Genomic DNA, 16,339 nt, shown 5'->3' with positions numbered 1-16,339 from the left:
GTGGCTTCGGGTGGCCCTGATCCTACGCGGGATTGGGCCTCAATTCAAGTTGCTGTTTGCGGGCGGGCTTGGTACTATGGCGCGGAATCAGACCATGCAACACGCACAGGGAGAATGGGATGCTGAAGCGCATTGCCGTCGTCGCCGACGGGGATCTCGATCCGAAACTGTCCAAGGCCGCCGCCAAGGCGGGAATCCAGTTGAAGCCCATGGCGGCAAACGCCCCGATCCCCGCCGGATCGGGCGCCCTGCTTGCCCCATTGACGCTCGCATCCCTTACCGCCGCCGGTGTTCAGGCCGCCGCCCATGATGTCCTCATGGTGTTGCTCGCCGAGGCCGTAGACAGCCGCGAAGGACTCGTTAAAGGTTCTTCCGAGCGCATCCGGGATCACGCCACCCGCTTCGCGAAGGCCCTGAAACTGAGCGAAGACGAGCAGCACGCCCTGGAGCGGGGAGCGCTCCTCCACGATATCGGCAAGATCCTGCTCACCAACGAAGTCCTGATGAAAAAGGCCGTGCTGAGTTACGACGACTGGATACTGCTCCAGGCCCACACCACCATGGGCGCGGATCTCCTCAAAGAGCACAAGATCCACGACGATATCCTCGATATCGTCCGATACCACCACGAGTGCTGGAACGGCGAGGGTTATCCCGAGCGCCTGGAGAAAAAGGCCATCCCCCTCCTCGCCCGGATCATGAAAATCCTCGACGTCTACTGCTCCATGACCAGCCCCCGCCACTACCGCAGCACCCACGCCAGCCACGAGGCCGCCGTGGACCATCTCAAGACCGAGCGCGGCGAGCGCTTCGACCCCGAGTTGGTCGACGTGTTCATCAAGGCCGAAGTGGGACAGCCTTTTCAGGGCGTGTGAGGGGAACTTTCTCGTTGATCCCAAAGCGGGGGACGGTCCCCACTACTTCTCGCAGAGCGACGCCACAAATGCCTTGCCGTCCTCGCTGCTCCAGTCGACGCCCCCGGCGTGTGAATAGACGATGAAGCCCGCTTTGTCGATGATGTACGTGGTGGGGGTGCTGGCGGTGTTGAAAACTGGCGGGAGTTTGTCCCCCTCCACCGTGTACACCGGAAACTTCACGCCGTGCATCTGGAGCTCGCCGTCCAGATCGTCCACTGCTCCCAGGGCAATGGCAACGAACTGCATGCCCAACGGGGCCGTGGCGTCATACAGCGCGTTGATGCCGGGAATCTCGGCGACGCACGAAACACAACCCGGACGCCACAGGTGGAGGAAGAGGGGCTTCCCTTTCAGGGACTCCAGCGACAGGGCCGCGCCGTCCACGCTCTTCACTTCCCACGCATAGTGGGCACGAAGCTGCACGGGTTTGAGTTCTTTGGCTTCGGCCATCTTCTGCACGGCCTTCTGCTGAAAGAAACCATAGGCAACAAGCAGGGCCGTGAGCAGGGCCGCCGCGCCGAAGAAAGCGCCGAGGCAACCGCCCGCGACGAGGAGCCTCCAGGTCGGGCGGGGGCGTTCATTCGTATGCATCGTGGGTTCCATGGGTAATCCGGAATCAGCCGATGAGGGCGAGGTAAAGGTCCTGAGGAAAGGCGCGAAAGAGCGTCGTCAGTTCTTGTAACACGCCATCCAACGCGCGATCTACCTCGGCGGGAAGCGTGGCATCGGAATGCCCCTCGAACAACAGGGGGCCCAGGCTCAGGCGCACTTTGGCACGAAGCCCCCGCTTGAAAGATTCGTCCATTGGAGCCAGGGATTCTATCAGGCGCTTCTGAATTGTGCTGGCTTTTGCTTCGTCGAGGAGTCCACTCTCCAAACCGTGCCGAAGGTCGAGCACGACCGATTCGAAGAACAACAGAAAATCCGGGAAGATGAGAATGGAGTTGCCCTCGGCCATGGATTGGTTCATGAATATCGTAGATTGTTCACGGTGCTCACTGAAACGCGCCACAAGCGCCGCCGCCGAATCAAAATCTCCCGCCGCTTTTCGCCGAGACAGGCTCTGCTTCCAGAAGAATTCGAGCGCACTCTGAACGTCGTCACTACGGAGATCCAGCGCGACTGCTTCTGGAAGGTAGGCCCCCGTGCAATCGCGGGCCTCGGCCAATCGGGCGATCGCTTTCAGGTCGGTGCAGGTGGCGTCCAGCAGCGGTCGGAGCACATCGCAATTTACACAGAGCGCCTCTGAGTCAATGGCGCTGAAATCGGTCGTGCGCTCCATGGAAAAAGCCGGGCTCATGCGCGCCACGCGCCAGGCGTCGCCCGGATTATCCTGGTTCATGTCTTCGATTCGACCGGAGGCGAGTGCCCAGTCGGGCGCGGCGTTTTCCGCCGCCAGGACGAACTGCTGCACATAGTCGAAGGTAGGTACGCGTCCCGGGGGGACGGTTACCAGAAGAGGCGCAGCATTGGCGTCGACTGCGGCGCTAATCCAATATTGCCCGGGATCCGGTGTCACAATCCGAGGTTTGAGGGAACGTCCATCATGCCAATCGCTCCCATTCGCGGCCTGAACGCACAAGACCTCAGCCAGAGGGTAGTTCTGTTCAGCAATCGCCATCGTTACATCCGGAGGCGCCGGTAGGCCACTGCGCGGATCGGCGCACAGCGCAAAATTGACGGGAAACGCTCTTGGCAGCGGGTCGAGATAGAGCTCTCGATCAAGCACCCGTTTCGACTGTGCCATGGCCTTCCAGAGCATCACGTCGCGCTGCTTTGGCGCGACTTTCAAGGAAACGGCGGCGACATTGCCCGCTTCTTCAAAGCGGCTTTCTCGGAGCATGCATTGAAGCAGCGTATTGGCGACGAGCGTGTCCGGCACCTGCCACTGGAGGATTTTCTTCCAGAAGGCCAGCGCCTTGTCGATTTCGCCCCGGTTGAGAAAGGCCTTCAATAGACTGTAGCGGATCCAGGGCGCGTCTTCCGGGTCGGCCAACGCCAGCAGCGCCTGCGGCTCGGTGCCTTGAAACAATTCGAAGACCAGCAGGTCCGTCTGGTTCGACGGATCGAGATGCTGCACGAGCGCATCGATCTTGTCCATCGCGCGTTGTGCGGCATGGAAAAACATCAGGTCCTGATAAACGCCCTCGTCGGCGGCGTTCCGCGCCAGAGCTTTCTCCTGGAACGCGGCGAGGGGACTTGTCATCGAGTGGCCTTTCTAAATCTCAGGGACGGAAGAGCGTTTAGAGACAGCAGGTGAATCACTGACCTGCTGTCGCTGTTGTCCCCGCCGTCCCCGCAAGGATTCGTAGTGTCTTCAGCTTCCAGGAGACGCCTATTTCCCCATGGGATAAAGCAACTTCTGAATTTCCGGGTCGTTGAAGTTTTCCATGGTTACCACCGTCACGCCCGTGTCGATGCGTTTCTCCACCGGCTTGCCCGCGATGGCGTCCAGCGCGGCCTTCACGCCGAGGTAGCCCATACGGTGCGGGTTCTGCACGATGAGGGCGTGGATCGAACCGTCCTGCAGGCCCTTGATCTCTTCTTCGGCGCCGTCGAAGGCCACCAGCTTTACCGCGCCGGCCTTGCCCGCCGCTTTGAGGGCCGCCGCCGCGCCGATGGCGGCGGGCTCGTTTGTGGCGAATATGCCCTTCATGCCCCCGTCCTGGGTGAGCATGTCCTGAGTTACGGCCATGGCCTCTTCCACGTCGCTCTGGCAATAGAGCGTCGCCGACACGGTTATTTCCGGATGGGCCTTGATGCCTTCGAGGAAACCTTCCTCGCGCATGTTCGAGGTGGCCGCGCCCTTAATGAAGGGAATTAGCCCCACGGTACCGGCATTGCCAATGAGTCCCGCCAGCGTGTCCGCCGCCATCTTGGCGCCCGCCACGTTGTCCGTCGCCACGAAAGACGCGGGAAGATCGGAGGCGACGCCCGAGTCGATGGTGATCACGGGAATACCCGCGTCCACCGCCATCTGCACGGTGGGGATCAGGGCCTGCTCGTCGCAGGCCGCGAGCACCAGCGCATCCACCTTGCTGGTGATCATGTCCTGCACGATATTGATCTGGTTTTCAACTTCGGTTTCCTTCGCCGGACCCTGCCAGATGACTTCGGCGTTGCCCTCCGCCGCCGCGGCGTCCGCGCCCGCTTTGATGGTCAGCCAGAACTGGTGGGCCAGGCCCTTGGGCACAACGGCAATACGGAGCTTGGCTTGTCCGGCCGGCGCGGCTTCGGGCGTGCTGGTCTCCGCGGGCGCGGTGCCTCCGGTTGGCGCTTCCTGGGGTGTGCCCGCGGGTTCGCCGCCGCAACCGCTCAAGGCGATGGGGGACAGCGCAAGCAGCACCGCGCACGCGAAGCGCGGGCTGATGGGGGAATTCCAAAGACGATGAATCGAACGCATGACATGATTCCTTCCGTGCTGCGGCGCGGGGGAAGGCTCTCTCGGTTCCCGAAGCGCGCCTGCTCTCCAACGATTAACGCGGCAGATAATACCGCTGGCGTGTACTCATGATCTCGATGGCAATGCCGTGGCTCTTCACGTCGATCAGTGTCGCATTGCTGCCCGGCAGGGTCTCCCCGATAAATATCTTCTCCAGATTGATCAGCGCATTCCCCAGCGGGCGCGTGGGACTCGCCTCGTTGAGCATGTTGATGGTGAGACCCTCCAGCCGATACTGGGCGCGATCACTGCGCGACAACATGGGCAGCGTGCGAATGTCTTCGGGCAGCGGCGCGCTTTCCCGCGCGGCGCTTTCGGCCGGCTTGGGAACATAGGGCTCGTAGCGCACTTCGGCCGCCACGGGGACCGAAGTCACCACCATGGACTCGGCGGGCTCCGGTGCCGGAGCGGGCTTGGGTTTGGGACGGGTGGCCTTCGGTTTGGGAGTCTCGGCGACCGCCGCGACGTCCAGCGGAGCGGGCTCCCCGTCCGACGGCGATGCTTCCCCCTGGGCTTCGCCCGAGCTGGAGGGCGCGGGAAGCGGTTCCGGCGCAACCGCAACGGCGGCGGGTACGACGGCGTCTTGTCGAGGGGGCTGAACTTCGCGCAGAACAAACACGGCCAGCGCCACGGAAACGCCGATCAGGAGCACCGTGAACATGGCTCCTCCCAGGACCAGAATCACCGGAGAGTGACGGCGAGCTTCCGACACCGGATCGGCGTAGTTGCCCAGAAGCGACTGGGCCATCTGATCCGAGGTGTAAACCGGCTCCGGTTCCTGGATGGCCACCTGCTGGGCGCTCTTATCCGCTTCCAGTTTCTTCAGTGCTTCCAGGATGGAACTCATTCACAACACCTCGTTTGTGGTTGCGTCATTCGCGTCGCCCGCGTCGGCCTGACTGCGCCTATTGTACGGGTTCGGAATGAATTCCGCCACTTTCGGCGCGGGGCAACCACGCCTTGGCCCCGTCCCCGTTACGCCCGTGATCCGGCCTTCAGCCCTCGCTCTCTTCCCCTTCCGCCGGCGGGGATTCGCCCTCGCCGGGCAAATTGGCTTCCGCCGGTGACGCCGCCGCGCTCGCCCCTTCAACCGGGGCGGTTGCCGCCGGGGGAGCGGGCATGAAGAGTTGCCCCGGATCCGACAATTCCTCCACCGCCAGCAAGCCACCCACCGGATTCACCGGTGTCGGCGCCGCGATAGCCGGCGGTGGCGAAGTGGGGTCGAGGGGGTTCGTCGGCTGGGGAGTCGCCGCCGCGGGTTCCGCAGTTTCAGGCGAGGTCTCCGGGGACGCTTCGGGCGACTTCGGGCCGTCCTCACCGATATTCGTCAGAGTAACCGGGGCGGGTGTCTCCGCTGCGTCCGGCGCGGGCGCCGCGTCTTCGGCGAGTGCCGATTCAGCCGGGGCGGGCTCCTTCACATCCTCGGAGGCCGCAGGGGTTTCCTGTACGGGTACGGGCGGCTCCGCCACCACAGGCGCGGGTGGTGCGGGCGCCGGCGCGGCAGCGGATTCCAGCACCGGCTCCGGCTTGGATTCGGGCTTGGATTCGGGCTTGGATTCGGGCTTGGATTCGGGCTTGGATTCGGGCTTGGATTCGGGCTTGGGCTCCGGTTTGGGCTCCGGTTTGGGCTCCGGTTTGGCCTCCTTTTTCGGCTCCGTCGCCGCTGCGGTGGCATCCGTCGAGGCAAGGGTCTGACGGGGTGGGGCCGGGGCGGGCGCGACTTTCCCGGTGAGGCTCGGCGCGCCATTTTCCTTCAGCCAACTGCTCAACACCATGCGGAACTGCTTGCCCGCTATGCCGTCCACATCGAGGCTGGTTTCCGCTTGTATCCGGGCCACGGCGGAGGCTGTTTCCACATCAAAGGTGTCGGTCGTATTCTCCGGACGCAGGCGGTTCAAGCGCTGAAGCTTCTCTTTCAACTGAGCGACGGCGGGCGCCTGCTGGCCCTGGCGAAGTACGGCGGCCCCGGGAAGGCTGTCCTGCCAGGGTACGAGCGCTTCCGCGGCATAGACCCGCAGGAAATCGGAACGATTGACCGTAGCCGGTGCGGTCGCGCTGAGCGAAACGGTGAGATTGTCTCCTTCGGCCTTGCTCAGCGTGACCCAACGGGAACTACCGCCCGCGATGACCTTCACGAAGGCCGGCAGGTCCAGAGCGAGAAGCTGATCCAGCGCCGGATTCAGCCGATCATGGGACCAGGACTGAGATTGAATGAATGACTCCAGCGCGCCATCGCTGGAAAGCTCGGGGAGCTTCGCCGGCACGGGCTTGCCCCACGCCTGGCACATGAGGGTCACGGCGGCGGCGTCCGACTCGGATTGGGGAACGGCGGCCAGCGTCGTCTCGAAGGTCTGTACAAGCGGCGCCGCGGGCGGAACCGGCGGCACGACGGCGGTCGCGGTCACTTCGGGGGGAGCGCTGTTCAAGGGCCCGGTGGCCGATGGACCCGCCGGTGTGGGGAGCGCGGTTTCCGGAGCGATCGGGGCCTGCTCCGGCATCACTTCGGGGGTTGAAGCAGTCGGCCGGGGAAGGGCGGCGACCACGCGCGTCGCCAGGGCATTGCCCCGGGTCTGCAGCGCGGGCGAGTTGAGGTAGATTGCGATACCGACGCACAAGAGCGCGATCGCGGCCACGGGATTGAAAAGCAACTGGCGCAGGGTCCAGCGGGGTTGTTTCTTGCCGAAAATGGCGTCCCCACGGATCTCGCGATACGCGCGGTGGACGATGCCGGGCGTGATGACGCGGACTTCCCGCGTGAAGCCAATGAGCAGGGCGCGATCGCACAGGGCGTTGATCACCCGGGGCGTGCCCTTGGAAATCTTGTACACGGCCTTTATCGCCCGGCGCGCGAACTTCACCTGACGCCGTCCCCCCGCAACGTGGAGGCGGTAGGCCACGTAGTGGAGCACTTCTTTGTCGCTCAGGGGCTTCAGGTGATAACGCGCCGTGATGCGCTGGTTCAATTGGCGCAGTTCGTGGAGGGCGAGTTTTTCCCCAAGCTCCGGCTGGCCGATCAGCACGATTTGAAGCAGCTTCTCCGTTTCCGTTTCGAGATTGGAGAGGAGGCGGATCTGCTCCAGCACCTGGGGATCCAGATTCTGCGCCTCATCGATCAGAAGCACACAGTTCTTGCCCTTGGCGGCGGCTTCCAGAAGATACTCGTTCAATTCTTCGGTCAGCTCCAGGGCATTGGTTCCCTGCGCCTCAATACCGAATTCGGAAACGATCTTCTTGAGCAACTCCAGCGGGCTCAGCATGGGATTGAAGATGAATGCGAGTTCCGTATCCTCATCCAACTGATTCAGCAGGTTGCGGCAGATCGTGGTCTTGCCCGTGCCGATCTCGCCCGTGACCATGACGAAGCCCGCCCGATTGCGGATACCGTAGAGCAGATGGGCGAAGGCTTCCTTGTGCTTCTCGCTCAAATAGAGAAACCGGGGATCCGGCGTGAGGTTGAAGGGTTTTTCCCGCAAGCCGTAAAAAGCTTTGTACATAGCATCCTCAAGGGGGCATTGGATTGAGTAAGGCGTTTTGAGACCACAGGTTAGGGTAGCATTTCGCGGGAATTGAGTCAATTAAACGTGTCACGGCGGATAGGGGCGCCGATGTGACAATTACAGATGCATACCGACAAAAGGAGCAGCTTCGTGGCCATCCTCGACATGCGGTTCGCGGCGCATTTCAATCACGATTCGTCGACATCGCCCCCTGTCAGATTGTCAGAATTCTGTCGATTACAACATCGCCCCATAGATAAAATGATTCTGTTTCTATCGGTTTTTGGAGACTAAAAGCGATTTGAGGCTGTCCGAGGCATTGGTATGCCAGTTGCTCTTACACGGATGGTGATTGAGTAGCGCCACCGACACTTGGAGGATTACGTCATGCAAGTCAGCTATACCAAATGCCGATCCTGTGGTGAGTCGGTCCGCACCAGCGCGAAATTCTGCTTCCGCTGCGGTGCGCACGCCCGGCCCCTGCCCGTATTCTGGTTTTCTTTTCTCAGCGGGCTCTACGTGGCCTATGTGCTGCTCGACACCTATAACCTCGTCTGAGGGGTGAGCCACCGAATTCGCAACGCCGCTTCGGGCCGCTCGAATCGTCGGTGAGCCAAAGGTTAGTCGTGCCAGCCTTCCCTGTTCCCCTGGCATGATGAACTGAATGCAGCAGGGTCCATCGCACCGGACCCTGCTGCATTTGGTTTTCTTTCCCGCGCGGCAATGGAACGGCCCCGCAGGCGGGCCGTTTCACGGAGCGCCGTGAGCGGGCATTGCCTGCGGGGCCGATGTGGGGTGTGGCGGGCTTAGAACGCGGTGCCCATGAACCCGAGGCTATAAGCCAGGCGTGTGGTCATGGGGTACACGAACTTGATCGTGATTGTTGCGGACTCGCCGGGCAGCAGGGTGGCAAGACCCTTCTTGGCGCCGAGGTCGTAGTTGAAACTGCCGGGTGCCGGGGAGCCGCTGGCTTCGGGCATCGTGATACCCGCGCCGACGCCGTTTACCAGCAGGTTGAGGGGCGCGTCAATGGAATCACCGGAATTGTTGGTGATGGTCACCGTCGAGACGCTCGTGATCTTCCGGGTGACGCGGTTGAGCGTGGAGGTCTTTCCGGATTCCACAATCGACACGAGGTGGTCCACCGACTGATACACCTTCACGGGGATCAACTCGAAGTTGGCCACCAGGTTGCGGTCGCCGCTAAGAGCGAACTCGTAGATTGCGCTCGTCGATACTTCGACTTCGTTCTCGGTCCAGTTCAGGAACTGATAGCCCGCTTCCGGCGTGGCTTCCAGGCTGACGTTGGCGCCTTCATCGAAGGTGCCCGCACCGGTGACGGAACCACCCTCCACCGGGGCGGCGTCCGCGGTGACGGTGAACTGAGCAATGGGCGCTTCAAGGATGTTGAGGCTGTAGTCCATGGTCACGTCCGCGGCGGCGGCATCGGTGGAGTGCAGCGTGAAGTTGAAGATTCCACTCTCCGTCGGGGTGCCCGACAGGATACCGGTGACCACGTCAAACTCCATGCCTTCGGGGAGAGCGCCATCAATCGTAGTGACGATGGGGGGCGTTCCGCCGATGACCATGGAGCGTTCCACGTAGGGCTGGTTGATCTCGCCATCCTGCAGGTGGTCGATCAGACCCATCTGTCCAGCCGCATCGAAAGCAGCCATCTGGGCGCCGATATAGTCGCCGACGATCTCGATGGTGGAGAAATCGACCTCGACGCCGTTGATCTCCTTAATCTCGTCACCATGGATGCCATCGGGGCCCACGGAGTCCGTTTCGACTTCGCCAGACTCGGGATCGATCGGTCCAATGTACTTGTAGAATTCGTAGCGGCGGGTAATAACTTCGTCGCCCTCATTCAGGTCTTCGGGTGCAGCTTCATTCTTGCCGCGGTTACCGCCGTCGTCCTTGTTGAATTCGACCTGGAGCAGTTCCCATTCAACTTCGACTTCATCGGGCTCGCCATTGCGCCAGTTAACATCATTCGGATCGTTCGGGTCTTCGGATACAAGGTCCTCAAGTTCGACCTTATTGTTGTTGCGCGACTGGGTGGTAATGACCTTGATCCAGGTTGGTTCGCCGAATTCGAGCACGGGAACTTCGATGGGTTCCGGGGGCTCAATCACGGCAACGACCTGCGCCGGTGCGACGACCTGCTGCTGAACAATCAAGGGCGGCAGGTAATTGAACTGGGGCGTGCCGATGTTGACCTGACCGGCCTTCATCAGATTGCCCGCGCCGTCGTCGATCAGCCAGGAGTACTTCACGGTGCGCGGTACACCCCAGAAGCCAACACCGAAGTGCTCGCCGCCGAAGTTGATGAAGGGGTTGGTGAACTGGTGGCCGTCGGTCGCGGCAATCGGGCCGGCCGGGATCGCGGTGTAGGACGCCCAGCTTCCGTCGGGGTTCTTCTTGCTTTCATAGCGCACGTAGCAGATGGGATTCGCCGGATCGGTGCTGTCCTCGTAGATGCGGGGAACACCGTAGTGGTTCCAGTCGTAGGTGTAGGTGATTTCGCGGCTGTGGCAGCCGTGGACTTCGATCTCGAAGCCGTGGCACTCCACCCCGGTGTCGTTCACCGCGTCAAAGTTGTTCAGGCTGCCGTACAGCGTTCCTGTTTGGGCGCCGGCGGAGAGGCTGAGCGCGGCGAGCGCCAAGGTCAATAATAGACGTTTCATGCGTGTTTTCCTTGTGGGTAGTTGAAGTTTGAAAGCGTGATTGAGCAGGGGCAATTAGAGGGATTTGGCGCTGCGCTTGCGCTTGAGGAAGCAGCCGGCCAGGCCCATGCCCAGGAGGGTCATGGTCGCGGGTTCGGGAATCGGAACCACGGCCGGGTCCAGCGTGATGGAGACGTTGTCCAGGCTGACGGAGCTGTCATTCGACGCAAAATTGAAGTCCAGCAGTTCAAAGGTCGGGATCACGTAACTGAAGTTGTTCGTAAACGCCATGGAGAAGTGGGTCCAGTCGGGTCCCACAGCGCTCGGGCTCAACACGCCCGCAACATTCACGGGACCAGCAGACTCCAGATCAACCAACGGCATCACGTCGACAGGAACGGTGCCGAGCAGGTCGAAAGAGGAGAGGTCATTGGTGAAATACAGCGATGCAAAAAAAGCATCGGGGAAGGCATTCGGGTCGGTCGCAAGGTCGGACGACAGCAAGTTCAAGAAGTCGAACTCGATGATGTACTGTCCGGGCGCCAGGGCCACGGCCTGGTAAAGATAGCTGTAGATTTCGCCGTTGTCGCCCAGCGTCGCTTCGCTCACGGACGTCACATCGCCGGAAGTGTTCCAGCTTCCGAGGCCGCCGCTGAAGTCCCCGTTAACCACGGAGGCGGAGGTGGGCAGTGCCGAAAGGCAGGCCACCGCAAGCCCGAGGGCCCAGCGCTTCGTGGAAATGCCCGCCAGCGGGCTCGCCCATTCAAGTGTTCTCATGATAATACGTTCTCCAGTTGGTTGCACCGCACTGCGGCCTTGATAAGGTGTTTGTCAGTTCACCAGCGGACGGACGCCCGCCGATCATTCCCAAGTTTCAAGTAGCTGCGTACCTACCAGATCCGCAGCCACCCCCGTTCAGCGCTTGTCGGCGCTTCCCCAAGCGTCTTTACTCCCCTGAAGGTCTCCTTCCGATTTTTGCGACGCCACCTGGCGTTCTTTCGTCACCACAGCCCATAAGACGGCGCCCCGACCGATTCGCTTACACTGGGTCAATGCCTGGCCAATTCGCCTCCTCCGTACATGAAGAAAGAGAAAGAAGCGTGCCGAAATTAAACCAAGGCGAAAAATCCCCCCAATGTGCACCCAGGACCGCGCGATGCTCGCCCGGGGTCCCGGCCAAACGGTGCAACCCAGGTTGAATCATTATTTCCAAGTCTAATTTTTACAGTGGTTTAGCCGCTGCAATTGCTCGGCAGCATGCCGGCGTGGTTGCGCCGTTTCGTCGTCGAATGGCGTGTTGTTCCCGAAGACCGCGTGGTTTCAGCGACCAGCGCATGCTGAGGTGCACCGTGTTGCGTGGGGGGGGGACCGGTCGACGTGTCGTACCTGCGATACCCCGCTCCAGCTCCCGCTCGGGCAAGGTGTGTTCCGGCACGGAGGGGTGCTACACTGATCCAAAATTTTTCTGCTAACACTTGCGTTCATGGCGCGACAACGGATGGAGAAGGACACATGCAGAAATATGGGGTTGGAATCATTGGCACAGGCTGGGTGGCGGGTGAGCACGTCAAGGCCTTTCAACACGATCCCCGGGCGGAAGTCCGCGCGGTGTGCGGTCGCGATGCGGCGCGCTCCAAGGCCTTCGCGGAGGGGCTGGGCCTCACCTGCCCGGTGTATACCGACGTGGACGACTTACTGAAGCAGGACGGGATCGATATTGTGGCCATTTGCACGCCGCCGAACGTCCACCGGGATCAGGCGGTGGCCGCCGCCGGCGCGGGCAAGCACATCGTTCTGGAAAAGGCCATGGCGGTGACCGTGGACGACGCCCGCGCCATTCGCGATGCGGTGGACAAAGCGGGTGTGAAATCCGTGGTCAGCTTCGTGCTGCGCTGGAACCCCCTCTTCGACATCATCAAGAAGCAGCTCTCCGAAAACGCCATTGGACGCGTGTTCATGGGCGAAGTGGATTACTTCCACGGCATCGGCCCCTGGTACAAGCAGTATGAGTGGAACATCAAGAAAGAGGTGGGCGCGAGTTCTCTTCTCTCCGCCGGTTGCCACGCCCTGGATGCCCTGCGCTGGTTCATGGGCGGCGAGGTGGAGGAAGTGATGCAGTACGCCACGGCCGGCGGCGGGCCCAGTTTCACGGAATATGAATACGCCCCCACGACCTGCACCATCCTCAAGTTCACCGATGGCCGCATCGGCAAGGTAACCTCCTGCATCGAGTGCGTGCAGCCCTATGTGTTCAACATCAATCTCGTGGGCACCCACGGCACCATCAAGAATAACCAGATCTGGTCCAAATCCCATTTCCCCGGTCAGACCACCTGGGTAACGGTGCCCACGATCCTGCCCGACAGCGGCGACGTGACCCACCACCCCTTCACCGGCGAGGCTTCCCACCTTATCGATTGCATCGAAAAGAATGTGGAGTCCCACACCAGCATTGCCGACGCCTTCAAGTCCCACGAGATCTGCTACGCCGCCGATCTCTCCGGCCTCGAAGGGCGCCCGGTCAAGTTACCCCTTTGATTTGGTGCGCCGCCCGGTTTCGCAGGGACGGCAGAGACAGCAGGGACAAAACGGACCTCTTGCTCTGCTGTCCCTGTTGTCTCTGCCATCCCCGCGATCCAGCGCAGGCGCCCCGAGGTAAAGTCGTAAACCCCAATTCCTGAACCTGCCGAGGTTTCCATGAAGCGATTTATCGCAAAACACTCGCCCCTCTTCATCCTGGCGGCCCTCTGTATCGTGCTTGCGGTGTACTCCGAAGACTTTCGCCAGCCGGGCAATCTGAAGACGGTCGCCGGGCGCGCCGCCACCATCGGCGTGATTGCAATCGGGCAGTTGCTGGTGATTCTGACCGCCGGTATCGATCTGTCCGTGGGGAGCGTGGCGGCCCTGTCGGGCGTGGTCGGGTGTCTGGCGATGAAATCGGGCGCTCCCATGCCGCTGGGCGTGCTGGCGGGATGCGCCGTGGGCATGTTCTGCGGCTCCATCAACGGCTCGCTCGTTGCCAAAGGAAAAATACCGCCCTTCATCGTGACCCTCGGCATGATGATGATCGCCCGGGGGCTGGCCCTGTTGATCTCGGGCGGCAAGCCCATCTTCGGTCTGCCCGCAAGCCTCTCCTGGCTCTCGGAGACGAAGGACTGGCGCATTCCCGTTGTGATCGCCGTGCTGCTTTGCCTGCTCTGTACCATCATGCTGATATACACCCGCTTCGGCCGCTCGCTCTATGCCATCGGCGGCAATAAACAGGCCGCCCGTTTGTCCGGCGTGCCCGTGGATCGCGTGCTGATCATGGCCTACACCCTGTGTGGCCTGCTTGCGGGCTTCGGCGGCATGATGCTCGCCGCCAAAACCAGTATCGGCTCGCCCACGGCGGCGGAGATGTACGAACTCGACACCATCGCGGCCTGCGTCATCGGCGGCGCGAGCCTGATGGGCGGCGAGGGCGGCGCCATCGCGTCCATCGCGGGCGCGCTGATCATGTTCGTGTTGCGGAATTTCTGCAATCTCGAAAACCTGGACCCCTACTGGCAGCAGGTGCTCGTCGGCGTGCTCATTATCGCCCTGGTCTACTACGACAACATGCGCAAACGGCGCGCGGGGTTGTTGAAGGCGGATTGAGGCGCGGGCGGAAACTGGGCAACGTTCAGCGTAGGATTTTCCCGCCGAATTACACCGGCCCACATAGAGAAGCGGGTCATCCGGTTCGAAAATGCGCGCTTTGGCGTGCGACGGATGGAATTCGATTGCGTTCAATACGATGGCGGGCGTGCCACGCGATTCGGCAACGCCGATTCGTGTGCCCTGAGCCGCGAAATCGGCGGCGGTAGAGGGAGAGCCGCTACCGAGCGGGGTGTTCATTACGGAATGCCTGGAACCATGTCCGCGATCAGGACGGGGGCGCGGCAAGAAAGGACCGGTCAAGTTTCCGCCGACAAACGAGGTGCACTTCGCCACGGGCACACGAACCGCCGTAGGCGGATCGCGTGGCACTCTTGCCGGAACCCTTTCCTTACGGTCGGGCCGCACCCGGTACCCCTAATCCGGATGAACCAGCTTTAGTCAGATCCCTGCCGGCCCTCGGGGTTTGGGCTTGTCGGCGTTGAGCAGCTCCACGAGCACCTTCGCCCCCACGGATATCATCACGCCCGGCACCTTCCCGAGGATCCCGCAGAAAACGGCCAGGAAGCACATGCCCACCAGCCAACTGTAGTGACCCGCCTCAAAGCGATCCAGGACCGAACTCGCGAAGTTGAGGAAGAGTTCCGCGTCGTCGTTGTGGGACGGGTGAAGCGGGGCGGGGACTTCGTCAACCGGCTCGGGTGCCGTTGTCGCCTCCGGCACGTTGGGCGGAACCGAGACCTCCGGTGCGGCAGGGACCGGAGTCGGCGTGTCCGGAGTTGCGGCCTCCGGAGCCGGTGCTGCAGCCGTTGCGGGAACCGAGGCCGAAGTCGACGGCGCAAACGGGGCTGCCGCCGCGCCGAAGAGCTCCTGATCGGGGGCCATGGCCGTTTGCCATTGTTCGACAATCGGCCCCGGCGCCTGAACGATGTCCTTCACGAAGAAGAAGAACTCCCAGGCGAGCATGCCGCCCGCACCGGTAAAGACGATGGCGCAAAGGATGGCAAAGACGCGGATCATTTTCAGAATGTTCCCGAAAACATCGAAGATGGGGCCTTCGTACTCGACAGGCGGCATGGGGGGCGGTGTGTCCATGGGGATCTCCTCGTTGGTCTTATTGTACGGAAATACCCCGTAAACCGCGAAACTATTCGTACCGCGCTTTTACTGTGCGCATGGCAGGGGGTATAATTCCAACTTACCCTCAACCCCACTGGCTGGAGAGACAATACAATGAAGATTTGCATGGCGGGCGCTTTGGGCCGCATGGGTCGGCGTATTTTGGAGATGACGGTGGCGGCGGACGACGCGGAGATCGGCAGTGCCTTCGATGCCCCGTCGAACGCGGGCACGGTATTGTCCGTAGGCGCCGAATCCGGCGCGCCCCATCCTGTAATCGTGCTCGGCAGCGCGGCCGAGGCCGTGGCCCAGGCCGATGTGATGATCGACTTCACGTATGCGGGCGTGTGCCTGGACAACGTGCGCGCGGCGGCCGCGGCGGGGATTCCGTCGGTCATCGGCACCACCGGCCTGAATGAAGCCCAGATGAATGAACTGCGCGAAATCGCGACGAAGCTTCCCATCGTGTATGCGCCCAATATGAGCCGTGGCGTAAACCTTCTATTCTATCTCACTACAGTGGCGGCGGAGAAGTTGGGTCTCGACTATAACTGCGAAGTGATGGAAATCCACCACAATCTAAAGAAGGACAGCCCCAGCGGCACGGCGGTGCGCCTCGCGGAGAACGCGGCGGCGGCCCTCGGTCTCGACTATGCCAAGGACACGGCCCACGGACGCGAGGGCCTCATCGGCGAACGTCCCCGGAATGAAATCGGCATGCACGCCCTCCGCGGCGGCGATGTCATCGGCGATCACACCGTGTTCTTCTTCGGCCAGGGCGAGCGGATTGAGCTGTCCCACAAGTCCTCGACGCGCGATCACTATGCGAACGGCGCCCTCACCGCGGCGCGCTTTGCGCTGAACGCAAAACCGGGATTCTACGACATGCAGGACGTACTGGGGCTTCGGTAATGGGACCAATGCTTCGTACAGGGCGATTTCATAGTACGACCCGACCCATATGACCCATATGACCCATATTGACCCATACGACCCATACGACCCATACGACCCATAAGACCCATAAGACCCATAAGACCCATAAGACCCATAAGACCC

At 61.7% G+C, this 16,339-nt stretch carries 13 protein-coding genes; 5 read left to right on the top strand and 8 right to left on the bottom strand.

What is annotated here, in order from left to right; all coding sequences use genetic code 11:
• The first annotated feature begins 119 nt into the window (after positions 1-119).
• A complete protein-coding gene (locus JNK74_23165; GenBank protein MBL7649088.1) occupies positions 120-875 on the top strand; it encodes an HD domain-containing protein in 756 nt (251 codons plus the stop codon).
• Between the two features lie 42 nt (positions 876-917).
• Here JNK74_23165 and JNK74_23160 read toward each other — a convergent pair whose 3' ends face one another.
• The 5 genes from JNK74_23160 to JNK74_23140 all read right to left on the bottom strand — a co-directional run bounded on the left by JNK74_23160 (position 918) and on the right by JNK74_23140 (position 7,853).
• The gene (locus JNK74_23160; GenBank protein MBL7649087.1) at positions 918-1,508 is read right to left on the bottom strand and encodes a TlpA family protein disulfide reductase; all 591 of its coding nucleotides are present in this window, start codon (positions 1,506-1,508) and stop codon (positions 918-920) included.
• Between the two features lie 25 nt (positions 1,509-1,533).
• Positions 1,534-3,123: a hypothetical protein gene (locus JNK74_23155; protein ID MBL7649086.1), complete on the bottom strand. Its 1,590-nt coding sequence runs from the start codon at positions 3,121-3,123 to the stop codon at positions 1,534-1,536.
• Between the two features lie 129 nt (positions 3,124-3,252).
• The gene (locus tag JNK74_23150) at positions 3,253-4,320 is read right to left on the bottom strand and encodes a substrate-binding domain-containing protein (GenBank protein MBL7649085.1); all 1,068 of its coding nucleotides are present in this window, start codon (positions 4,318-4,320) and stop codon (positions 3,253-3,255) included.
• A gap of 73 nt (positions 4,321-4,393) precedes the next feature.
• Positions 4,394-5,206, bottom strand: a complete 813-nt coding sequence (locus tag JNK74_23145; GenBank protein ID MBL7649084.1) for a hypothetical protein — start codon at positions 5,204-5,206, stop codon at positions 4,394-4,396.
• 148 nt (positions 5,207-5,354) lie between these two features.
• Positions 5,355-7,853: an AAA family ATPase gene (locus JNK74_23140; protein MBL7649083.1), complete on the bottom strand. Its 2,499-nt coding sequence runs from the start codon at positions 7,851-7,853 to the stop codon at positions 5,355-5,357.
• 390 nt (positions 7,854-8,243) lie between these two features.
• Here JNK74_23140 and JNK74_23135 point away from each other — a divergent pair, with 390 nt between their 5' ends.
• Entirely contained in the window at positions 8,244-8,414 is a 171-nt protein-coding gene (locus tag JNK74_23135; GenBank protein MBL7649082.1) for a zinc ribbon domain-containing protein, read from the top strand.
• Positions 8,415-8,662: 248 nt separating this feature from the next.
• Here JNK74_23135 and JNK74_23130 read toward each other — a convergent pair whose 3' ends face one another.
• Both JNK74_23130 and JNK74_23125 read right to left on the bottom strand, forming a co-directional pair.
• The gene (locus tag JNK74_23130; protein MBL7649081.1) at positions 8,663-10,546 is read right to left on the bottom strand and encodes a putative Ig domain-containing protein; all 1,884 of its coding nucleotides are present in this window, start codon (positions 10,544-10,546) and stop codon (positions 8,663-8,665) included.
• 54 nt (positions 10,547-10,600) lie between these two features.
• On the bottom strand, positions 10,601-11,302 hold the full coding sequence (locus JNK74_23125; GenBank protein MBL7649080.1) for a PEP-CTERM sorting domain-containing protein: 702 nt from the start codon (positions 11,300-11,302) through the stop codon (positions 10,601-10,603).
• Positions 11,303-12,037: 735 nt separating this feature from the next.
• On the opposite strand from JNK74_23125, the gene JNK74_23120 reads away from it, so the two are divergent.
• Both JNK74_23120 and JNK74_23115 read left to right on the top strand, forming a co-directional pair.
• Complete coding sequence (locus JNK74_23120; protein ID MBL7649079.1) at positions 12,038-13,063, top strand: Gfo/Idh/MocA family oxidoreductase; 1,026 nt, start codon at positions 12,038-12,040, stop codon at positions 13,061-13,063.
• Between the two features lie 159 nt (positions 13,064-13,222).
• Entirely contained in the window at positions 13,223-14,161 is a 939-nt protein-coding gene (locus JNK74_23115) for an ABC transporter permease (protein MBL7649078.1), read from the top strand.
• Between the two features lie 441 nt (positions 14,162-14,602).
• Here JNK74_23115 and JNK74_23110 read toward each other — a convergent pair whose 3' ends face one another.
• Entirely contained in the window at positions 14,603-15,256 is a 654-nt protein-coding gene (locus tag JNK74_23110) for a hypothetical protein (protein MBL7649077.1), read from the bottom strand.
• A gap of 138 nt (positions 15,257-15,394) precedes the next feature.
• Between JNK74_23110 and JNK74_23105 the strand changes: the two genes are divergently transcribed.
• Positions 15,395-16,192: a 4-hydroxy-tetrahydrodipicolinate reductase gene (locus tag JNK74_23105; GenBank protein MBL7649076.1), complete on the top strand. Its 798-nt coding sequence runs from the start codon at positions 15,395-15,397 to the stop codon at positions 16,190-16,192.
• The last annotated feature ends 147 nt before the right edge of the window (positions 16,193-16,339 follow it).

It is taken from the genome of Candidatus Hydrogenedentota bacterium (assembly GCA_016791475.1).
Lineage (GTDB): Bacteria > Hydrogenedentota > Hydrogenedentia > Hydrogenedentales > JAEUWI01 > JAEUWI01.
The sequence above is the reverse complement of the archived record's forward strand: the minus strand, read 5'-3'. Positions and strand labels throughout refer to the sequence as shown.

What these genes read in the sequence shown, in the direction of transcription:
- JNK74_23165 (MBL7649088.1), top strand. Translation starts at nt 120, where the DNA reads ATGCTGAAGCGCATTGCCGTCGTCGCCGACGGGGATCTCGATCCGAAA.
- JNK74_23160 (MBL7649087.1), bottom strand. Translation starts at nt 1,508, where the DNA reads ATGCATACGAATGAACGCCCCCGCCCGACCTGGAGGCTCCTCGTCGCG.
- JNK74_23155 (MBL7649086.1), bottom strand. Translation starts at nt 3,123, where the DNA reads ATGACAAGTCCCCTCGCCGCGTTCCAGGAGAAAGCTCTGGCGCGGAAC.
- JNK74_23150 (MBL7649085.1), bottom strand. Translation starts at nt 4,320, where the DNA reads ATGCGTTCGATTCATCGTCTTTGGAATTCCCCCATCAGCCCGCGCTTC.
- JNK74_23145 (MBL7649084.1), bottom strand. Translation starts at nt 5,206, where the DNA reads ATGAGTTCCATCCTGGAAGCACTGAAGAAACTGGAAGCGGATAAGAGC.
- JNK74_23140 (MBL7649083.1), bottom strand. Translation starts at nt 7,853, where the DNA reads ATGTACAAAGCTTTTTACGGCTTGCGGGAAAAACCCTTCAACCTCACG.
- JNK74_23135 (MBL7649082.1), top strand. Translation starts at nt 8,244, where the DNA reads ATGCAAGTCAGCTATACCAAATGCCGATCCTGTGGTGAGTCGGTCCGC.
- JNK74_23130 (MBL7649081.1), bottom strand. Translation starts at nt 10,546, where the DNA reads ATGAAACGTCTATTATTGACCTTGGCGCTCGCCGCGCTCAGCCTCTCC.
- JNK74_23125 (MBL7649080.1), bottom strand. Translation starts at nt 11,302, where the DNA reads ATGAGAACACTTGAATGGGCGAGCCCGCTGGCGGGCATTTCCACGAAG.
- JNK74_23120 (MBL7649079.1), top strand. Translation starts at nt 12,038, where the DNA reads ATGCAGAAATATGGGGTTGGAATCATTGGCACAGGCTGGGTGGCGGGT.
- JNK74_23115 (MBL7649078.1), top strand. Translation starts at nt 13,223, where the DNA reads ATGAAGCGATTTATCGCAAAACACTCGCCCCTCTTCATCCTGGCGGCC.
- JNK74_23110 (MBL7649077.1), bottom strand. Translation starts at nt 15,256, where the DNA reads ATGGACACACCGCCCCCCATGCCGCCTGTCGAGTACGAAGGCCCCATC.
- JNK74_23105 (MBL7649076.1), top strand. Translation starts at nt 15,395, where the DNA reads ATGAAGATTTGCATGGCGGGCGCTTTGGGCCGCATGGGTCGGCGTATT.